The organism is Streptacidiphilus sp. MAP12-16 (assembly GCF_041262165.1).
Taxonomy (GTDB): domain Bacteria; phylum Actinomycetota; class Actinomycetes; order Streptomycetales; family Streptomycetaceae; genus Streptacidiphilus.
In genome coordinates this window covers 219,962-238,213 of the sequence record NZ_JBGCBY010000006.1, presented here as the reverse complement: position 1 = coordinate 238,213, position 18,252 = coordinate 219,962, and the positions used below count along the sequence as shown (strand labels likewise).

General features: G+C 70.6%; 17 protein-coding genes. 10 read left to right on the top strand and 7 right to left on the bottom strand.

Annotated elements, in window-relative coordinates; all coding sequences use genetic code 11:
• Window positions 1–39: 39 nt before the first annotated feature.
• Together ABIA33_RS10200 and ABIA33_RS10195 are read left to right on the top strand one after the other, a co-directional pair.
• A complete protein-coding gene (locus ABIA33_RS10200; protein ID WP_370079555.1) occupies window positions 40–828 on the top strand; it encodes a thioesterase family protein in 789 nt (262 codons plus the stop codon).
• A gap of 71 nt (window positions 829–899) precedes the next feature.
• Window positions 900–1,703 (top strand): exodeoxyribonuclease III, encoded by an 804-nt coding sequence (locus ABIA33_RS10195; RefSeq protein ID WP_370079553.1) that lies wholly within the window; start codon window positions 900–902, stop codon window positions 1,701–1,703.
• A gap of 40 nt (window positions 1,704–1,743) precedes the next feature.
• On the opposite strand, the gene ABIA33_RS10190 is transcribed toward ABIA33_RS10195, so the two are convergent.
• Window positions 1,744–2,808 (bottom strand): ATP-dependent DNA ligase, encoded by a 1,065-nt coding sequence (locus tag ABIA33_RS10190; RefSeq protein WP_370079551.1) that lies wholly within the window; start codon window positions 2,806–2,808, stop codon window positions 1,744–1,746.
• Window positions 2,809–2,974: 166 nt separating this feature from the next.
• On the opposite strand from ABIA33_RS10190, the gene ligD reads away from it, so the two are divergent.
• Together ligD and ABIA33_RS10180 are read left to right on the top strand one after the other, a co-directional pair.
• Window positions 2,975–3,979 (top strand): non-homologous end-joining DNA ligase, encoded by a 1,005-nt coding sequence (gene ligD, locus ABIA33_RS10185; protein ID WP_370079549.1) that lies wholly within the window; start codon window positions 2,975–2,977, stop codon window positions 3,977–3,979.
• Window positions 3,980–4,019: 40 nt separating this feature from the next.
• Window positions 4,020–5,048, top strand: coding sequence for a PHP domain-containing protein (locus ABIA33_RS10180; protein ID WP_370079547.1), 1,029 nt, complete (start codon window positions 4,020–4,022; stop codon window positions 5,046–5,048).
• A gap of 46 nt (window positions 5,049–5,094) precedes the next feature.
• Here ABIA33_RS10180 and ABIA33_RS10175 read toward each other — a convergent pair whose 3' ends face one another.
• From ABIA33_RS10175 to ABIA33_RS10165, 3 genes are all read right to left on the bottom strand, one after another.
• Window positions 5,095–5,541: a hypothetical protein gene (locus ABIA33_RS10175; protein WP_370079545.1), complete on the bottom strand. Its 447-nt coding sequence runs from the start codon at window positions 5,539–5,541 to the stop codon at window positions 5,095–5,097.
• Between the two features lie 108 nt (window positions 5,542–5,649).
• Window positions 5,650–6,045 carry a roadblock/LC7 domain-containing protein gene (locus tag ABIA33_RS10170; protein ID WP_370079543.1) on the bottom strand — a complete coding sequence of 132 codons (396 nt, stop codon included), beginning with the start codon at window positions 6,043–6,045 and terminating at the stop codon, window positions 5,650–5,652.
• Between the two features lie 172 nt (window positions 6,046–6,217).
• Window positions 6,218–7,144, bottom strand: coding sequence for a MarR family transcriptional regulator (locus ABIA33_RS10165; protein ID WP_370079541.1), 927 nt, complete (start codon window positions 7,142–7,144; stop codon window positions 6,218–6,220).
• 675 nt (window positions 7,145–7,819) lie between these two features.
• On the opposite strand from ABIA33_RS10165, the gene ABIA33_RS10160 reads away from it, so the two are divergent.
• Window positions 7,820–8,866, top strand: a complete 1,047-nt coding sequence (locus ABIA33_RS10160; RefSeq protein ID WP_370079539.1) for a hypothetical protein — start codon at window positions 7,820–7,822, stop codon at window positions 8,864–8,866.
• A complete protein-coding gene (locus ABIA33_RS10155) occupies window positions 8,851–9,630 on the top strand; it encodes an SDR family NAD(P)-dependent oxidoreductase (protein WP_370079537.1) in 780 nt (259 codons plus the stop codon). The genes ABIA33_RS10160 and ABIA33_RS10155 overlap by 16 nt, the downstream gene beginning before the upstream one ends.
• A 93-nt stretch (window positions 9,631–9,723) precedes the next feature.
• Here ABIA33_RS10155 and ABIA33_RS10150 read toward each other — a convergent pair whose 3' ends face one another.
• The 3 genes from ABIA33_RS10150 to ABIA33_RS10140 are packed head-to-tail and all read right to left on the bottom strand — an operon-like array spanning window position 9,724 to window position 12,941.
• Window positions 9,724–10,845 (bottom strand): hypothetical protein, encoded by a 1,122-nt coding sequence (locus tag ABIA33_RS10150; RefSeq protein WP_370079534.1) that lies wholly within the window; start codon window positions 10,843–10,845, stop codon window positions 9,724–9,726.
• Between the two features lie 12 nt (window positions 10,846–10,857).
• Window positions 10,858–11,808 carry an NAD-dependent epimerase/dehydratase family protein gene (locus ABIA33_RS10145; RefSeq protein ID WP_370079532.1) on the bottom strand — a complete coding sequence of 317 codons (951 nt, stop codon included), beginning with the start codon at window positions 11,806–11,808 and terminating at the stop codon, window positions 10,858–10,860.
• A gap of 8 nt (window positions 11,809–11,816) precedes the next feature.
• On the bottom strand, window positions 11,817–12,941 hold the full coding sequence (locus ABIA33_RS10140) for a DegT/DnrJ/EryC1/StrS family aminotransferase (protein ID WP_370079530.1): 1,125 nt from the start codon (window positions 12,939–12,941) through the stop codon (window positions 11,817–11,819).
• 237 nt (window positions 12,942–13,178) lie between these two features.
• On the opposite strand from ABIA33_RS10140, the gene ABIA33_RS10135 reads away from it, so the two are divergent.
• From ABIA33_RS10135 to ABIA33_RS10120, 4 genes are all read left to right on the top strand, one after another.
• Window positions 13,179–14,177 carry an ABC transporter permease gene (locus ABIA33_RS10135; RefSeq protein WP_370079528.1) on the top strand — a complete coding sequence of 333 codons (999 nt, stop codon included), beginning with the start codon at window positions 13,179–13,181 and terminating at the stop codon, window positions 14,175–14,177.
• Between the two features lie 53 nt (window positions 14,178–14,230).
• Window positions 14,231–15,994, top strand: coding sequence for an ABC transporter substrate-binding protein (locus ABIA33_RS10130; RefSeq protein ID WP_370079519.1), 1,764 nt, complete (start codon window positions 14,231–14,233; stop codon window positions 15,992–15,994).
• A 110-nt stretch (window positions 15,995–16,104) separates the two neighbouring features.
• A complete protein-coding gene (locus ABIA33_RS10125; RefSeq protein WP_370079514.1) occupies window positions 16,105–17,115 on the top strand; it encodes an ABC transporter permease in 1,011 nt (336 codons plus the stop codon).
• A 47-nt stretch (window positions 17,116–17,162) separates the two neighbouring features.
• A complete protein-coding gene (locus tag ABIA33_RS10120; protein WP_370079798.1) occupies window positions 17,163–18,209 on the top strand; it encodes an ABC transporter ATP-binding protein in 1,047 nt (348 codons plus the stop codon).
• Window positions 18,210–18,252 lie beyond the last annotated feature (43 nt).

Genomic DNA, 18,252 nt, shown 5'->3' with positions numbered 1-18,252 from the left:
GCCTGCCCACCCCGCGGTGCGCCACGCTACTCTGCGGTAATGGCCACCCCAGATGCCTTCTACCTCCCCCTGGGCGACGGGCGCTTCGCCTCGACCGGGCTGACCCGCGGCCCGTGGAGTCCCGACGCCCAGCACGCCGGCCCGCCGGCGGCGCTGCTCGGGCGGGCCGTGGAGCGACTGCCCGACGCCCGCCCCGGCTTCCGCGTCGTGCGGATGACCTTCGAGATCCTGCGCCCGGTCCCCATCGCCGAGGTCACGGTCGCCGCACGGCCGGCCGAGGCCGGGCGCAACGTCGAGCGCGTCGAGGCGGAACTGCGCGGCCCGGACGGAAAGGTCGCGATGCGGGCCACGGCACTGCGGATGCGCATCGTGGACGGGGCCGCGCCCGAGATCGACGTCCCCCGTCCGACGGCGGCTCCGGAGCAGACCCCGGAAGGCTCCTTCCCGGTTCGCTGGGACGAGGGCTACCACACCGCCATGGAGGTCCGCTTCGCCTCCGGTTCCTTCACCGAACCGGGCCCGGCCGCCTGCTGGTTCCGGATGCGCCACCCCCTGGTCGCCGACGAGGAGACCTCAGGCCTGTGCCGGGTCCTGACCGCGGCCGACTCGGGCAACGGGATCTCCGGCGAGCTGGACATCACCCGGTTCCGTTACGTCAACGCCGATCTGACGGTCCATCTGCGCCGTGCGCCGATCAGCGACTGGGTCGGCCTCGACTCCCGCACCACCATCGACCAGGCCGGGGTCGGTCTCACCGACAGCATGCTCATGGACGAGAAGTCGATGATCGGCCGGGCCGCGCAGACCCTGTTCGTCGCCCCCTGGTGACCCGGCGCTGAGGCGCTGCGGCCATCGGGGGACAATGGGCCGGTCCGACCACACCGACCCCGCAGGGAATCATGACCACGTTCACCGTCACCACGGCCAACGTCAACGGCCTCCGCGCCGCCACCGGCAAGGGCTATGTCGAGTGGCTGGCCGCGACCGACGCCGACGTCGTCTGCCTGCAGGAGGTCAGGGCCGAGCCCGAGCAGCTCGCCGACCACGTCCGCACCCCCGAGGGCTGGCACGTCCTCTGGGCCCCCTCCGTCGCCAGGGGCCGTGCGGGAGTCGCCCTGCTCTCCCGTGCCGAACCGGAGGCGCGGCGCATCGGCTTCCGCTCCGCCGAGTTCGACCGGAGCGGCCGTTACGCCGAGATAGACCTCCCGGGCCTGACCGTGGCCAGCCTCTACCTCCCCTCCGGCGAGGTCGGCACGCCCCGCCAGGACGAGAAGGAGCGCTTCCAGGCGGAGTTTCTCGACCACCTCAAGATCCTTCGCGAGCGCGCCGCCGCCGACGGCCGCGAGGTCCTGGTGTGCGGCGACTGGAACATCGCCCACCAGGAGGTCGACCTCAAGAACTGGCGGGCCAACCGCACGCGCGCGGGCTTCCTGCCGGAGGAGCGCGCCTGGCTCAGTCAGGTCGTCGACGAAGTGGGCTATGTCGACGTGGTCCGCCGCCTGCACCCCGAGGTCGCCGGGCCGTACTCCTGGTGGTCCTACCGCGGCGGCGCGTTCGACAACGACTCCGGCTGGCGCATCGACTATGTCTTCGCGACCGAGGGGATCGCCCGAAGCGCCATCTCGGCGCGGGTGGAGCGGGCCGCGACGCACGCCGAGCGGTGGTCCGACCACGCGCCGGTGACGGTGACCTTCGAGCGCTGACGGCCCAGGTCGTCAGGCCGGGCGGCCGGACAGGCCGTGGTCAGCCGGGTGAGAGGACGCTCGCGAGGTCGTAGCGGACCGGTTCGTCGAGTTGGGCGTAGGTGCAGCTCTGCGGTTCCCGGTCGGGACGCCAGCGGCGGAACTGGGCGGTGTGGCGGAAGCGGTCGCCCTGCATGTGGTCGTAGGCGACCTCGCACACGCGCTCGGGACGCAGCGGCGTCCACTCCAGGGTCTTGCCGGCGCTCCACCGGCTCTGCGCGCCGGGCATCCGGTCCGTCGCCTGCGCCGCCTCGCTCTCCCAGTCGGCCCAGGGGTGCTCCTGCGGTTCGGCCATGCGCAGCGGGGCCAGCTCGGCCATCAGTTCCTCGCGTCGGCGCATGGGGAAGGAGGCGCAGACGCCCACGTGCTGGAGCCGGCCGGCGGCGTCGTACAGTCCGAGGAGGAGCGAGCCGATGACTGGCCCGCTCTTGTGCTCGCGGTAGCCGGCCAGGACGCAGTCGGCGGTGCGCTCGTGTTTGACCTTCACCATCAGCCGCTGGTCGGAGCGGTAGAGCAGGTCCGGCGACTTGGCGATGATGCCGTCGAGACCGGCGCCCTCGAAGCGGCTGAACCACTCCTCGGCCACGGCCCGGTCCATCGTCGCCGGGGCGACGTGCACGGGCGGGGTCGCGCCCGCCAGCGCCTGTTCCAGGGCCGGGCGACGTTCCCGCAGCGGTGTGTCCAGCAGCGCGGCGTCGCCGAGTGCGAGCAGATCGAAGGCGACGAAGGAGGCGGGCGTGCGCTCGGCGAGCAGACGGATCCGGGACTCGGCCGGATGGATCCGCTCCTGCAGGGCGTCGAAGTCGAGACGGTCCCCGGTCACGAGGACGATCTCGCCGTCCAGGACGCAGCGGTCCGGCAACTGCTCCAGCAGTGCGCTCACCAGTTCGGGGAAATAGCGGGTGAGTGGCTTGCCGTTGCGACTGCCGATCACGATCTCCGGGCCGTCGCGGTGCACGATCGCGCGGAAGCCGTCCCATTTGGCCTCGTACTGCATTCCGGGCGGAATGCTCGACGCCGGCTTCGCCAGCATCGGCTTCACCGGCGGCATCACAGGAAGGTCCATGAGCCGATTGTGGGACTGTCGGCGTCCCGGCGCCCCCTGGCAGCCCGGCCGTTCATACCGAGACCGACCGGCATTGGTGGCGCGACGCCAGCCACCATGTGCCGGTCGGTCTGATACCCGGCACGGTCCGGAGGCGCGCCCCCGGGAGCGGTTCTAGCGTGAAGGCATGGCAGACGCGCTGGAAATGCAGGTCGGCGAGCGGACCGTGCGGGTGACCCACCCGGACAAGGTCTACTTCCCGGATCGGAACCTCACCAAGCTCGACCTGGTCCAGTACTACCTGGCGGTCGGCGAGGGCGCGCTGCGCGCGCTCCGCGACCGTCCGACGACCCTGCAGCGCTACCCGGAGGGCATCGGCGGCGAGTCGTTCTTCCAGAAGCGCGTCCCGAAGGACCTCCCGGACTGGATCCCGACCGCCCGCATCTCCTTCCCCAGCGGGCGCCACGCCGACGAGATGTCCCCGAGCGAGGTCGGGGCGCTGATCTGGGCCGCCAATCGCGGGTGCCTGACCTTCCACCCCTGGCCGGTGCGCCGCGCGGACACCGACCACCCCGACGAGTTGCGGATCGACCTCGACCCCCAGCCCGGCACCGACTACGCCGACGCCGCGCGCGCTGCCCAAGTGCTCCGGGAGGTGCTGGACGAGGTCGGCCTGCAGGGCTGGCCCAAGACCTCCGGCGGTCGTGGCCTGCACGTCTTCGTTCCCATCGAGCCCCGGTGGACCTTCGTCGAGGTACGCCGGGCGACCATCGCCGTCGCGCGCGAGCTGGAGCGTCGGCAGCCCGAGCGGGTGACCACCGCGTGGTGGAAGGAGGAGCGCGGGGAGAAGATCTTCGTCGACTACAACCAGATGGCCCGCGACCGCACCATCGCGTCCGCGTACTCGGTCCGTCCCTTCCCGCACGCTCCCGTCTCCGCGCCGCTGCGCTGGGAGGAGACGGAAACCGTCGAGCCGCGGGACTTCGACGTCGTGACGATGCCGACCCGCTACGCCGAGGTCGGGGACCTGCACGCGGACATGGACCAGCACGCCTTCGACATCACCGCCGCGCTGGAGCTCGCCGCCCGCGACCAGCGGGACCACGGGCTCGGCGACCTCCCCTACCCTCCTGAGCACCCGAAGATGGCCGGCGAACCCAAGCGGGTGCAGCCGAGTCGGGCCAAGCACTGACGTACTGCGCCGGCACTGACCTACTGCGAGGTGGAGGCGGATGGAGCCGCAACGGGCGCTGGAGCGGATCGCCTACCTGCTGGAGCGCGGCAACGCGGACACCTACCGCGTGCAGGCGTTCCGGAAGGCGGCAGCGGTGATCGCCGACCTGCCGAAGGAGGAACTGGAGCGACGGGCGGCGGCCAGGCAGCTGGAAGCGCTGCCCGGGCTGGGCGCGAAGACTGCCCGGGTGGTGGCCGAGGCCCTGTCCGGGCGGACACCGGCCTACCTCGCCGACCTCGAGTCGCGGGAGCCCGACCGCACGGATCTGGGCGGTTCCGCCCTGCGCAGCGCCCTGGTGGGGGACTGCCATGTGCACTCCGACTGGTCGGACGGCGGCAGTCCGATCGACGCCATGGCCGATGCGGCCCGGGAGTTGGGCCATCAGTGGATGGTGCTGAGCGACCACTCGCCGCGGCTGAAGGTGGCCCGCGGCCTGTCCCCCGAGCGGTTGCGCGAGCAACTCGCCGTGGTGGCCGAGCTCAACACCCGGTACCCGGACTTCCGGCTGCTGACCGGCATCGAGTGCGACATCCTGGACGACGGCTCGCTCGACCAGGAGGACGAGCTGCTGCAGCAGTTGGACGTGGTGGTGGCCTCGGCGCACTCGAAACTGCGGATGGAGCCACGCGCGATGACCCGCCGTCTGGTCGCCGCAGCGTCCGACCCGCGGGTCGACGTGCTCGGCCACTGCACCGGGCGGCTGGTGACGGGCCGGACCAGGCCGCCGTCCAGCTTCGACGCGGCGGAGGTCCTCGCTGCCTGCGCCGAGCACGGAACAGCGCTGGAGATCAACTCCCGGCCCGATCGGCTCGATCCGCCGCGTCCGCTGCTGCGCCAGGCCGCCGCGGTGGACGGCCTCCTGTTCGCCGTCGACAGCGACGCGCACGCGCCCGGGCAGCTGGACTGGCAGGTCTTCGGCTGTTCCCGCGCCGAGGAGTGCGGTATCGGTGCGGAACGGGTGATCAACAGCTGGACCGCGCCGCAGCTCCTGGCGTGGGCGGCTTCCGGGACGGTGCCAGGACCGTGAGCGGCGCGCGCCCCGCCGGATCCCGTCCGGCGGGGCCGCCCGGCGGTCAGAGCCGCCCGTGCTCCTTCAGCACGCGCCTGGCCTGAGCGAAGAGCATGCCCACGTTCACGGACTTGCGGCACACCACCACCGCGACGACCTCGTCGCCGCTGTCGACCCTCATGAAGACGTGGGTCAGGTTGTCGCTGTTGACGAGGATCTCCTGAAAGTAGTGACGACTGGTCACGACCCCCCGGCGCTCCTTGAATATGTCCTCGATCATCACCACGTTGCGTCCCTGGAACAGGTCGAGGGTCGCCGCCGCGAGCATGTCGAGCACCTCCGGCGGGTGCGAGTCGACGGTCTCCACGGACAGCAGCATGCCCGTCGACATGTCGATGATCCCGGCCGCAAGGCACTCCGGTACATCCGCTCGGAGGTGCTTGACCAGGCTGAACACCCGCTCGGTCAAGCTCTGGATTTCCTGGGGTCCTGAGGTTCCCGATGTGCTCATTGAATCTCCTTGTGTAGTTCCGGCGGCGGTGCGGATCCGGATTCCGATCCGGGCACCCCGCACGAGTACGGCTTCCGTCCGCGGGAGGCCGCGCCCGGTCGTTGCTGCTCAGCCCTGGGAGGCCGGCTCCCGCGAGGTGAGCAGGCGGTCTATCCGCTCGGCGACCGCCTGGGACTCGACCTGAAGGCGCGCCATGTCCAGACCCGTATCGCCGAGCACGGCCATCAGTGCCATGTCCCCGACGGCGTGCACCACGACGTAGCCCCCACTGCAGTGCGCCACCGTCTGGCGGAGCAGGCCCTTGCCGGTGGCCTGCCCGGTGCGGCGGGCGAGCCCGAGAGCGGCGGCGGCCAGGGCCGCAAGGCTCTCCGGGTCGACGGGCTCGTCGGTGTCGGCCGCGATCAGCAGACCGTCGATCGCCACCACTGCCGTGTCGGTGATGCCCACCACCTTTTCACGCAGCGAACGCATCTCGGCGAGCAGCAGATCAGTGCTGTCGTCCACAATGTCTCCGTTTTCCATGTCGAGCTCGCCAGTCACTCCGGCCGACGCAGTGCGGCGCCGATCCGAAGATTACGGACGGCGCGCGGGGAAATCACCGGAAGCCAATTCCAGAATTCCCGGCAGTGCGCAACGGGGAGGAGCAGCAGAAGTGTGGTCGGATTTCCATCGGCTGTCAGGGTATGTCGACGATTCGGCCCGCAGGCCGCAATGGCAGGACGTCGTTGATGGCGCTGACTCCCGGGCTCCGACGGGGAAGCCGGTCGCCGCTCCGCTCCCGCCTGGTGCCGACCGGCAGCGTCGGATCCGGTCCGGGCGTCGCGGACGGTCGGCGCCCGCCGGAGTCGGCGCCTCGTCGGCAGACGACTGCGAGGCCCTCGCTGACCATCCGCGAGGTTTCCACCGTGACCGCGTAGACGCCACGGCCGATCAGAAAGGCGATGTCCCTGGAACTGCGCCGGCCGTTGGCGCGCAGCAGGATCTCTCGACGTTCGCCACCGAGCGGACCGGCCATCCGGTCAATGGCCTCGGTAGCCGGGACCACTCGGTCCCGGTAGGGGCAGATCGGGTGCTGGCGCGAGGCGAGGGCCCTGAGGCGGCGTTCGGTCTCCCGCATCAGCCGCTCGGGCTCGACACCGGGCGTTGCCGAGAGCACGTGGGCGACCCCGCTGCTCTCCAGGGAACACGCGTCGATCCGTCCCGCTGCCACCGCGAACGCCCCGTCCAGCACGGCCATCAGGCACACCAACCGAAGCTCCGCCGCGCCCAACAGGGCCTTGGCGATGAGCTTCGCTCCGGCGTGACCGTCGGCGGCTGCAGTAGTGAAGGCGGCAGCCAGGTCGACCTCGCTGACCCGTCCGGAGCGCAGCAGCAGCGTCGCGGCGTCCGGCGCGCCGGGAGTGTCGACGGCGGTGACCTCCCCGCCCATCAGATGGAGGACGCCCCCTGGATCGCCCGAGACCTGGAGCACGCCGGAGAGCTGCTTGTCGGGACAGCGGGACAGGGTCTGCACCAGGGGCGCGGTCGCCGCAGAGCGTATGTGCACCGGCAACGGCGGCGGCGAGACATGTCGGACCGCCGTCAACGTAATTCTTCCCAGCATGAGAGTACCGTTCCACAACCGATCAGAAACGTCGCGAATGCGTCACATACGAAACGAGCTCGATCAATGAGATCGACGATTCCCGACATTGATCCTCCAGGGAGCAGCAGAAATCCCGACGGACCCTTCCGTCGAACCCCCTACGGGAATATCCAACCCTTGATTGCCTATCGCAGTCAAGCGAATCGGATACGTGACCGGAACGGCAGGGATCCGCGCCTCTCGCGAAGCGAATTGCACAACCGTTGTCACGATGCGTCGAGGGCAGCGGGGATCTCGCCTGGGCGGCCCGTCGCGCCGGCAGCTCGACCGCGGGCCTCACCCGTGCGCCGCACAGGATGGACCCCGCATTGACACGGTGCCATGGTGGAGGAGTCGGGCATTTCGCCCCGAAGGGTCGTGTCCACCGTGACTGAACACCCGTACGGCGCGCCGGCCGATGACTCACCGGACCCGGATGCCCCCTGGGGCCGGTGTCCCCGCTGCGGAAGGCCGCTGGTCCGGGACGAGCTTTCGCTGCAGTCATGGCCCGCGCGCGTCGCCATGGCCGGACCGCCGGTCTGCGCGGTCTGCACGTCCGAGGAGGTCGAGCGCTACCTCGAGGAATGGGATTCGTAGCACCGCCAGCTCCGGGCCCCGTCCGGAGGCCGCCGAGCCGTCGCGAGCGAGGGGACCATGCTTCTCGGACTAGCCGCCGCCGTTCTCGCCACCATCGGCTACGGCTGTGCTTCCGTCTTCCAGGCTCGTGGTGCCCGCAGGATGCCCAAGGAGGACCGGCCGGGTCTGCGCCTGCTGGGCAGGGTGGCCCGCTCTCCGCAGTTCCTGCTGGGAACGGGGCTCGACATCGCTGCCTTCGCGCTCATCGTGGTCGCGCTGCACCGGCTGCCGCTCTTCGTCGTGCAGGCGGTGACCAGCGCGAGCCTGGCGGTGACCGCGCTGGCGGCCGTGTGGCTGCTGGGAAGCAGGCTGGCGCGGCGCGACGTCCTCGCCATCGCCACCGTGGTCGCGGGACTCACCATGCTGGCGGTGAGCTCCGGACCGGAGGGACACCAGGCCGTCGGGACGGGCTTCCACTTCGGCCTGCTGGCCGCGACGGGCGCCCTGCTGCTGCTCACCCTGCCGCTGGCACACCGGCGGGGGAAGGTGGTGGCTGCTGCTCTGGGGCTGATCGCGGGCACCGTGTTCGGAGTGGTCAACCTGAGCGTGCGGGTGCTGGCCCCGTCCTCCCCGGCGGACCTGTTCGCCGACCCGGCGACCTACGCACTGATGGCCGGCGGTCTGGGCGGCTATCTGTGCTACGCACTGGCCCTGCAGCGCGGCTCGGTGACGGTCGCCACCGCAGGGGTGGTCGTCGGCGAGACGTTCGTGCCCGGGCTGATCGGTGTGGTGGTCCTCGGCGACCGGGCCCGGCCGGGGTTCACCTGGTTGGCGGCGGCGGGATTCGCGATCGCTGTCGGCGGAGCGTTCGTGCTCTCCCGGTTCGGGGAGATCGAGTCGGAGCAGCGGGACCGCGAAGTCTCCGCAACGGAAGGCGTCACCGGCGGAGGACGGACGCGCGGCCGTTCACCGTTCGTGCGACGGTGGCAACGTACAGATGTTTCGGGCGGCGCCGGTCATCCCGGCCAGGGCCCGCCGGCCCGGAGCTGTGAGGTGGAACCCATGACCGAGCACGCATCGCCGGACCCGAAGCCGCGAGGCTCAGCGCCATGGTCGACGGACTGAACGGGGGCCCGGCGGGCACCGGCGTGCCGGTCGCCCTGGTGACCGGGGCGTCCTCCGGCATCGGCGCGGCGACCTCCGCCAGGCTGGCCGAGGCAGGCTGGCATCCACTGCTCTCCGGCACGGACGCCGCCAGGCTGTGCAAGGTCGCGGACCGGGTCGGCGGCACCGCCCTTCTTGCCGACCTGTCCGAGCCGGGCGGGCCGGACGAGCTCGCGAGCCGTGCGCTCGATGTGGCCGGACGGGTCGACGCGCTGATCGCCAACGCGGGCATCGGTTGGCGCGGGCCGTTCCCCGGTATGCCGGTCGACGTCCTCGAACAGATGATCACGGTCAATCTGACCGCGCCGCTGCGGCTCGCGCGCCTGCTGCTGCCCGGGATGGTGGAGCGCGGGAGCGGCTGCCTGGTCATCGTCGGCTCCATCGTCGCCCGCCTGGGCGTACGGGACGAGGCCGTCTACGCAGCCACCAAGGCCGGCCTCACCATGTTCGCGGAGAGCCTGCGCTACGAACTGCACGGCAGCGGGGTCCGGGTCCGGCTGGTGCTCCCCGGGGTGGTCGACACGCCGTACTTCAGCCGGCGCGGGACTCCCTACCACCGGCAGTGGCCGCGACCGGTGCCGCCGGAGAGGATCGCCGACGCGATCCTCGACCTGCTGACGAGCGGTCAGGAGGAGCGGGTGGTCCCCGGTTGGCTGCGACTGCCCGACCGGATCCACGGCGGCGCGCCCGGACTGTTCCGGCGCCTCGCCTGCCGGTTCGGCTGATCACGCCGGTTCGGCTGGTCACGGCGGCTCGGCCGATCACGGCGGCTCGGCCGATCACGGCCCGGCGCCCGGCGCCGCCCGTCGCAGCGCCGCCTATCGCGGGACGCGGACCCGGTCGAGCGCCGGCACCCGGGCGAGCGCGGCGGAGAACGCGGCCTCCCAACGGGCCCGCGAGGGCGGCGGAGCGGACTGTTCGGGTCCGTCGGCGTCAGCGAGTGCGTCGAGCGCGGCGAGGGCGTTGCGGACCACCTCGTGCGGGCGCCCCGAGGTCACCTCGGCCCGGCCCAGTTCCAGTTCGTGCTGGAGGTTGTCCCGCCCGTGGCCCTGGACCACGTCCAGCAGGAGCAGCCGGCGGCCGAGCGCGCGGGCCTCGCTGCAGGTGTCACCCGAGCTCGTGACGACCAGATCGGCGGCCGCCATCAGGGTGGGAACGCGTTCGGTGTAGCCGATGGCGTGCAGCTGCGGCAGTCGCCGAGCTGCTTCGCGGAGCCGGGTTTCGAGCCGCCGGTTGCGACCGGCCACGGCCAGCACGTGCGGTCCGGCGGATGCCAGCCCGACGGCGGCGCCGGCGATCGGGCCGAGCCCCCACGCCCCCGACATCAGCAGCACGCAGCGGGCGTCCTCCGGGATGCCCAGCTCGTCGCGCGCCTCGGCCCGGGCGGGAGGGTCGTAGAAGCCGGCCCGCAGAGGAGCCGGCACGACGGCGATGCGGGCGTCCGGCCGGTAGCGGCGTACGGTGCAGGCCGCGACCTCCGAAGTGACCAGGAAGAGGTCCGTGCCGTCCTGGACCCACAGCTGGTGCGGTGTCACATCCGTGCAGAAGACCAGGTGGGCCGTGCCCGGCCGGAGGCCGCGGAGCCGGTTGACGGCAGCCGCGGCGGTCGGGAAGAGCGAGATGACCAGATCGGGCGCGCCCAGTTCCAGCAGCTCGCGCACCTTCGGTTCGAGCTGTGTCCGCGCGGCGGCTTCGGCGAGCAGCGCGATCCGGGCGCCCGGTCGTAGGGCGGCGAAGTGGAAGGCGTCGTAGAGGCCGGGGCAGGCGAGCATCCGCCGGAACACGGCCTCTCCGGCGGCGGAGCCGAGGGGGCCCAGCATGCCCATCGCGTCCGCGGTCTCGGTGGTCCAGCCCTGACCGTGCAGCGTGTCCGCGCAGGCCTGGGCCATCACGTCGTGGCCCTGGCCGAGGGACCCGGAGAGCAGCAGCGCGTGGGGCACGGTGACCTCCCGTCAGGACGACGTCGGCGGGAGGTCACCGGCGGCGCCGGACGACCGGTACCAGTCAATGTACCGGCGGACCCCGTCGGCGAACCCGGTGCTCGGCGACCACCCGAGCAGTCGCTTGGCCTTCGCGTTGGAGATCGCCCGGGCGGCGTAGTCACCGGCGCGGGCCGGGACGTGCTCGACGGCGAGCGGGCCGAGGAGCGAGCTCACCGTGTCGGCGATCTCCTTGATCGACACCGCCGTGTCGCCCTCCAGGGCGAAGGTCTGGTCCTGCGCGGCCGGCGACAGGGCGCGGACGTGGGCCTCGGCGAGGTCCTCGACATAGACCCAGTTGCGGGTCTGGCCGCCGTCTCCGGCGATGGTGATCGGCCGGCCGGCCAGGGCGGCCTGCACGAAGCGGGCGACGACCAGCTCGTCCCGCATCCGCGGTCCGTACGGGATGCCGTACCGAAGGATCGTGTAGTGCTGCGCGTAGAGGTCGTGGTAGCTGTGCACGGCCAGCTCCGCGGCGAGTTTGCCCGCCACATAGAGGTGGCCGACCCGTCCGACGTCGAACGGGACGTCCTCGGTCAGCTCGACGCCGCCCGGCCCGGCCTCTCCGTGCGCGGCGCCGTACACCCAGACGGTGCTGGCGAGTACGACCCGGGCGCAGCCGCTGCGCCGGGCGGCCTCCAGCACGCACACCGTGCCCTCGACGTTCATCCGGGTGGCGCGGACGGGATCGGTGGCGATCTCGTCCACGTTGGACATCGCGGCGAGGTGGAACACCACCTCGCTTCCCTCCATCGCCGCCGTCAGACCCGGCAGGTCGAGAATGTCGGCCCGCGCGTACGAGGCGGCCGGGTTGGTCCGGCCCAACGTGCCGTCGACCACCACGACTTCGTGTCCGGCTGACAGCAGCCGGTCGACGACGTGCGAGCCGATGAATCCGCATCCTCCGGTGACAGTTGCCCTCATGGCGGCGCTCAGCCGATCAGGTCGGCGTGGACGGCGGAGAGGGCGGACAGCACCTGGTCCACTTCGTCGCTCCGCATGTCGGAGTGGATCGGCAGGCAGATGTGGCGGGCGCAGACGTCCTCGGCCACCGGGAGCGGTCCGTCCGCGAACTCCGCGAGCACCGGCTGCCGGTGCAGCGGCAGGTCGTACACCTCTCCGGGCAGCCGGACGTCGAAGCGCTCGAAGACCTCGCGCTTGAACAGGGCGCGGTCGACGCCCTCGGGGAGCAGCACCATGTACTTGTAGAAGTTGCTGCGGCAGCCCGGTGCCTCGACCAGCGGCTCCAGGCCGGGCATGGCCGCCAGCGCGGCGGTGAAGCGGCTCGCTACCTCGCGGCGGATGTCGATGAACTCCTTGAGCCGGCGCAGGTGGATCTCGCCGATCGCCGCGTTCACCTCGCTCAGGCGCCAGGAGTACCCCTGCCGGACGTGGTGGTTGGTGGTGAAGGAGCCCTTGCCCTGGTCCCGGTAGACGCGTGCCTCGTCGCGCAGTTCGAGCGAGTCGGTGACCAGCATCCCTCCCTCGCCACTGGTGGTCAGCTTGGTGGGGTAGAAGGAGAAGGCGCCGGCCAGGCCGAACGACCCGGCGAACCGGCCCTGGTAGGTGCACCCGTGCGCGTGTGCCGCGTCCTCGATCAGCGCGATCCCGCGCGAGTCGCACAGCCGTCGGAGCGCGTCGACCTCGGGGGTGATCAGACCGCCGACATGGACGAGCACGACGGCGGCGGTGGTGGGGGTGAGCACCGCCTCGACGCCGACCGCGCTCAGCGCGAACGTCGTAGCCTCGACATCGGCGAACACCGGTCGGCCACCCGCGTGCAGGACGGCCGCGGCGGTGGCGTAGAAGGTGTTGGCCGGCACCACGACATCGCGGTCGGCCACGCCCACGATCCGCAGCGCGATCTCCAGCGCCGCGGTGCCGCTGCAGACCCCGACCGCGTGCGGAACCGCGTGCGCGGTCGCGAACGCGGCTTCGAACCGCTCGGTCCAGGGCCCCAGCGTCAGCGACCCGCCGGCCAGGATCTCCATGACCGCGGCGGCTGCCTCCGATCGGTCGTCCCCGGAAAACACGACTCGCGCGGCGGGAACATTCACGCGGCACCTCCGACACTCAGCGGACTGGTCATACCTCGGGTAGGTCAGGCTCAGGCGAGCCTCAGGCTACCCGGCATACATCATCAAACCCGGCATATCTGCATGATGGCGATCTCAGTGGTGCAAACAGCCGCAAGGCTACTTTTTCCATATCAAAAAATGTCTGATATGCGTATAATCAGCTCGCTACCCACAGGCTCGAGTCGCCGACGGCCGTCGGCCCGGGGGTGCACGCGTATGACAGCACCCATAGACGTCACCGGCTCGGCTGCCGAGGCGCAGCCGGAAGCCGTGCTGGTCGGCATGGGTGCCGCCCGGATCGAGGGGCGTTCGCTCGGGCAGATCGCCTGGATGAGGTTCAAGCGCGACAAGGTCGCGGTGGCCGGCGGAGTCGTCGTGGTCTGCCTGATCCTGCTGGCCGTCCTCGCCAAACCGATCGAGGCCGTGTTCGGGCTGGATCCGAACGCCTTCCACCAGAACCTGATCGACCCGGTCCTGCTGAAGCCCAACGGGGCCTTCGGCGGTGTGAGCTGGGCCCACCCGCTGGGGGTCGAGCCGCAGTACGGCCGGGACCTGCTCGCACGGATCATCGAGGGCGCGTGGGTCTCCCTGGCCGTCGCGTTCGGTGCGACCATCCTGTCCAACGTGATCGGCACCGTCCTCGGCATCGTCGCGGGCTACTACGGAGGCTGGGTGGACACGGCCATCAGCCGGTTGATGGACATCTTCCTGGCCTTCCCGCTGCTGCTCTTCGCCATCGCGCTGTCCGCCTCACTGCAGGGCGGCGCCTTCGGACTGCACGGTCTGACCCTGCACATCAGCGTGCTGATCTTCGTCATCGGCTTCTTCAACTGGCCCTACATGGGCCGGATCATCCGGGGGCAGGCGCTCTCGCTGCGCGAGCGCGAGTTCATCGACGCGGCCCGCAGCCTCGGCGCCCGCGGACCGTACATCCTCTTCAAGGAACTGCTACCGAACCTGGTGGCGCCGATCATCGTCTACTCGACGCTGCTGATCCCGACCAACATCCTCTTCGAGGCAGGGCTGAGCTTCCTCGGAGTCGGCATCCAGCCGCCACAGGCTTCCTGGGGCGGGATGCTCAACCAGTCCATCAGCCTCTACCAGGCGGACCCGTGGTTCATGGTCGTTCCTGGCATGGCCATCTTCATCACTGTCCTGGCGTTCAACCTGCTCGGCGACGGCCTTCGCGACGCGCTGGACCCGCGGAGCAACTGACCCACTACCGGCTCCTGACGCCCCGACCTCACAGAACTAGGAGCACAAGCACCATGAGGAGATCAAAGGCAGCCGCCCTCGTCGCGGCGGCCGCGGCGGTGGCACTCGCCGCGACCTCCTGCAGCTCGGGCGGCAGCAGCACCAGCGCGGGAGGCACCACGGCGTACAACGCCGGCCTCACCGGGACCGTCAACGCCTCGACGCACACCGGCGGCACGGTCGCGTACCAGCTGTCCAGCACCCCGGACTCGATGGACCCCGGCAACACCTACTACGCGTTCATGTGGGACGTCTCCCGCCTCTACGCGCGGGCGCTGACGACCTTCCAGCCCGCTCCGGGGCAGAGCGGCCTGAAGCTGGTCCCGGACCTGGCCACCGGCCTCGGCACAGCCAGCGACGGCGGCAAGACCTGGACCTACCACATCCGTGCCGGCCAGAAGTTCTCCGACGGCACCCCGATCACCACCAAGGACGTCAAGTACGCGATCGAGCGCAGCAACTACGCGCCCGACGTGCTGTCCAACGGCCCGACGTACTTCCACCAGTACCTGGTCGACAACACCCCCGCGTACCAGGGCCCTTACAAGGACAAGACCGGTGACCTGAAGTCCGTCCAGACTCCCGACGCCACCACCATCGTGTTCCACCTCAACCAGCCGTTCGCAGACTTCGACTACCTGGTCAGCAACCCGCAGACGGCCCCCGTCCCGCAGGCCAAGGACACCGGCTCGACCTATGTGAACAGCATCGTGTCGTCCGGCTCGTACATGTTCCAGAGCTACACCGACGGCAAGGGCGCGACGCTGGTGAAGAACCCCGACTGGAGCGCGGCCGACGACCCGATCCGCAAGCAGTACCCGGACAAGATCACGATCGCCTTCAACGTCGCGCAGACCACCGTGGACAGCAACCTGATCGCCGGCAACGCCACGCTGGACCTGGCCGGTGCGGGTATCGCCGCCTCCACCCAGGCCACGGCGCTCAGCAACTCCAGCCAGAAGAGCCACATCGACGACGCGCAGAGCGGCGCCCTGGCCTACGTGGCCATCTCGTCCAACGTGGCGCCGTTCAACAACGTGCACTGCCGCCAGGCGGTGGAGTACGCGGTGGACAAGCTGTCGGCGCAGACCGCGACCGGCGGCAACGTGCACGGGGACATCGCCAGCACCGTCCTCCCGCCGAGCGTCACCGGCTACACGCCGTTCAACCTCTACCAGACCCCTGGCGACCAGGGTGCGGACTCGCCGCAGGGCCTCGCCGCCGCCAAGGCGCAACTGGCCCAGTGCGGCATGCCGAACGGCTTCTCCACCAGCCTGTCGGCCCGCTCCGACCGGCCCAACGAGATCGCCATCGCGCAGGCCGTGCAGGCCTCGCTCAAGAAGGTGGGGATCAACGTCTCCATCCAGCAGTACCCGTCCGGCAAGTACTTCACCGACAACGCCGGAGCGCCGGCCTTCGTCCACGCGCACGACCTCGGCCTGATGATGATGGCCTGGGCCGCCGACTGGCCGACCGGCTACGGCTTCCTGGAGCAGATCCTCGACGGCCGGACCATCAAGGCGTCGGGCAACAGCAACCTGTCCGAGCTGAACAGTCCGGTCATCAACCAGATGCTCACCGCGGCCATCGAGAACACCGACCCGGCCGCCCGCACCAAGGCCTGGGGCGCCATCGACATGGCGGCCATGCAGCAGGCCCCGCTGGTTCCGCTGCTGTACCGGAAGGACCTCCTGTACCGGCCGGCCAGCGCGACCAACGTCTTCGTCACCCCGGCGTACGGCATGTACGACTACCTGAACGTCGGCAGCACGAAGTGACCCAACCCCCAACAGAGGCCATCGAAGAGAAGCAGAACAGAACGAGGAGGTGAAAGCGGTGGCGGCCGCCGGCGGGGCAACCCGCCGGCGGCGGTCCGCGCCGTCCCGCCGTGGGTGCGTACATCATTCGCCGGGTGTTCGCGGCGATCCTGCTGCTGATCGTCGTCACCATGATCACCTTTGCGATCTTCTTCCTGGTCCCCCGCCTCGCCGGGGAGACCAGCACCCAGCTGGCCGCCCAGTACGTGGGGCGCGACCCCAGCCCGGCCGCGCTGGCCGCGGTCGAGAAGAACCTCGGCTTCGACCAGCCGCTCTACCAGCAGTGGTGGGAGTTCGCGCACGGAATCATCGCCGGTCGCACGTTCCACTACGGACCTGACGCCTCGGTCTGCAACGTCCCCTGCTTCGGCTACTCCTTCAAGAGCCACCTGCCGGTGTGGCCCGAGATCACCGCACGCATCCCGGTCACAGCGTCGCTGGCCGCCGGTGCCGCGGTGATCTGGGTGATCAGCGGCGTCTCCATCGGCGTCCTGTCGGCCCTGAAGCGCGGATCGGTCTTCGACCGGCTCGCCATGGGCCTGGCACTCGCCGGCGTCTCCCTCCCGATCTTCTTCACGGCCCTGATCTCGCTGGCCCTGTTCAGCTACAAGTGGCCGATCTTCCCCAACCTGCAGTACGTCCCCTTCACCGAGAACCCGGCGCTCTGGGCAAAGAACCTGGTCCTGCCCTGGGTCACCCTGGCCTTCCTCTACTCGGCGCTGTACGCGCGGCTGACCCGCGCGGGCATGTTGGAGACCATGAACGAGGACTACATCCGCACCGCGCGCGCCAAAGGGCTGCCGGAGCGTCAGGTCGTGGTCCGTCACGGCCTGCGCGCCGCACTCACCCCGATCATCACCGTCTTCGGACTGGACCTGGGGCTGCTGCTCGGCGGTGCGGTGCTCACCGAGACGGCCTTCTCGCTGCCCGGCGTCGGCCAGTACGCGGTGCAGGCGATCGCCGACAATGACCTTCCCAAGATCATGGCGGTGACCACGCTGGCGGCCTTCTTCATCATCGTCGCCAACCTGGTCGTGGACGTGCTCTACGTCGCGGTCGACCCCCGGGTGAGGTACTCGTGAACCGGCGGACCCGGCAGCAGGAGCAGCCGCAAGGCACCACCAGCCCCGTGCTGGGGGGCGCCCCGCCGAGCGACGCCTTCCTCTGCGTGCGCGGGCTCCGGATCCACTTCGACACCGACGACGGCCTGGTGAAGGCCGTCGACGGGATCTCCTTCGAGCTGGAGCGCGGGCGGACCCTCGGCATCGTCGGCGAGTCCGGCTCCGGAAAGTCCGTCACCTCCCTTGGCATCATGGGGCTGCTCCGCTCAGCCCGGGCCCGGATCTCCGGCGAGGTCTGGATCGACGGCGAGGAACTCATCGGCGCCGACGCCGACCGGGTGCGCCGGCTGCGCGGCCAGAAGATGGCGATGATCTTCCAGGACCCGCTGACCTCGATGCATCCCTTCTACTCGATCGGCGCCCAGATCATCGAGGCGTACCGGGCGCACCACCCGGACGCGGGCAAGAAGGAAGCCCGCGCCCACGCGGTCGAGATGCTGGACCGGGTCGGCATCCCGCAGCCCGCCAGCCGCGTCGACGACTATCCGCACCAGTTCTCCGGCGGCATGCGCCAGCGCGCGATGATCGCCATGTCACTGGTCAACGACCCGGCCCTGCTGATCGCCGACGAGCCCACGACCGCACTGGACGTCACCGTGCAGGCGCAGATCCTGGACCTCATCCGGGACCTGCAGAAGGAGTTCGGCTCCGCGGTCGTCATCATCACCCACGACCTGGGCGTCGTCGCCGAACTCGCCGACGACATCCTGGTGATGTACGCGGGCCGGTGCGTGGAGAAGGGCCCGGCGGAGGCGATCTTCAGCACGCCCCAGCACCCCTACACCTGGGGCCTGCTGGCCTCGATGCCACGGATGAACCGGGAGCGGCAGGAGCGGCTGCTCCCGATCACCGGGAATCCGCCGAGCCTGATCAGGATCCCGCCGGGATGCCCCTTCCACCCGCGCTGCCCGTACGCGGACCGCACGGGCGGCAGCTCCGAGACGGTGCTGCCCGAACTGGTGGCCACCACGGACCCGGCCCACACCGTCGCCTGCCACCTCGCCCCGGAGGAGCGGCGTCGCATCTTCACCGAGGAGGTGGAGCCGCGGCTGTGAGGACCGCGCCGTGTGCGGGGCGAGAGATTGCGGAGAGGAGGCG